Below are 1,003 nucleotides of genomic sequence, written 5' to 3' on the forward strand. Positions count from 1 at the left end.
AAAGAGATCAGCGTAAAAACCGTGTCGAACCTGACGTTGAAATGGACTGTGGCGACCGACGGTGACGTGACCGCCAATCCTGCGGTCGACGGGCAGTCCCTGTACTTTCCCGACTCGGCAGGCTTCCTCTACAAAGTGAACAAGCATACTGGCGCTGTGGTGTGGAAGAAGCCGATCTCCGACTACACCGGGATTGCGGGTGACTTCGCCCGCGCCACACCCGCTGTTGCGGGCAACGCGCTGATTTTGGGGAACCAGAGCGGCAAATTTCTGCAGGCCTTCGGGCAGCCCGCGCCACAGTCGGCCCGGGTTTTTGCGGTGAACAAAAATACCGGCGCACCGCTCTGGGTCACCGAAGTCGACACGACAGCCTTGTCGTTCGTCACGCATTCAGCGGTGATCGCCAATGGCGTGGCGCTGGTAGGTGTCGCGTCCAACGAGGAACTGGTTGCCGGTTTCGAGCCCAAGGCCTACTGGCAATGGAACTTTCGCGGCAGCGTGGTAGCCCTCGATGTCACCACGGGAGCCATCAGATGGAAGAGTTACACCGTTCCTCCGGGCTACTATGGTGGTGCCGTCTGGGGCAGCACGGGTGCAGTCGACCTGGAGCGCAATTTGGCTTACATGGCCACGGGTAACAATTATTGGGTACCGGATGCTGTGCTGAATTGCCTCAACAGTGGCGGCAGTCCGGCGGTATGCATGAGCCCGGACAACCACTTTGACTCGATCATCGCTTTGGATCTCAGCACAGGCGCCATCAAATGGTCAGCGCGCGGACTTCCATATGACACCTGGAATGTCGGGTGTGGCCTCAACGTACCGGGCCTTGTCGTTCCCCCGAACGACAACTGTCCCAACCCTAAAGGCCCGGACTGGGACTTCGCGCAGGGGCCCATGCTGTTCACGGGGCCGGGCGGCGAGGGTGGTAACGGGAAAGGAAAAGGGAATGGCGGCGGAAAATTGGTCGGTGCAGGGCAGAAGAGCGGCAAGTTCTGGGCCT

The 1,003-nt window shown here is 60.1% G+C and carries 1 protein-coding gene; it reads left to right on the forward strand.

Annotation, left to right across the window (positions count from 1 at the left end):
• Positions 1-1,003 (forward strand): outer membrane protein assembly factor BamB family protein (locus AC097L_RS26645; RefSeq protein ID WP_479589692.1); only part of this gene is annotated, 1,003 nt, incomplete at both ends.

The sequence above is a fragment of the Rhodoferax sp. RT5P35 genome, assembly GCF_056521385.1.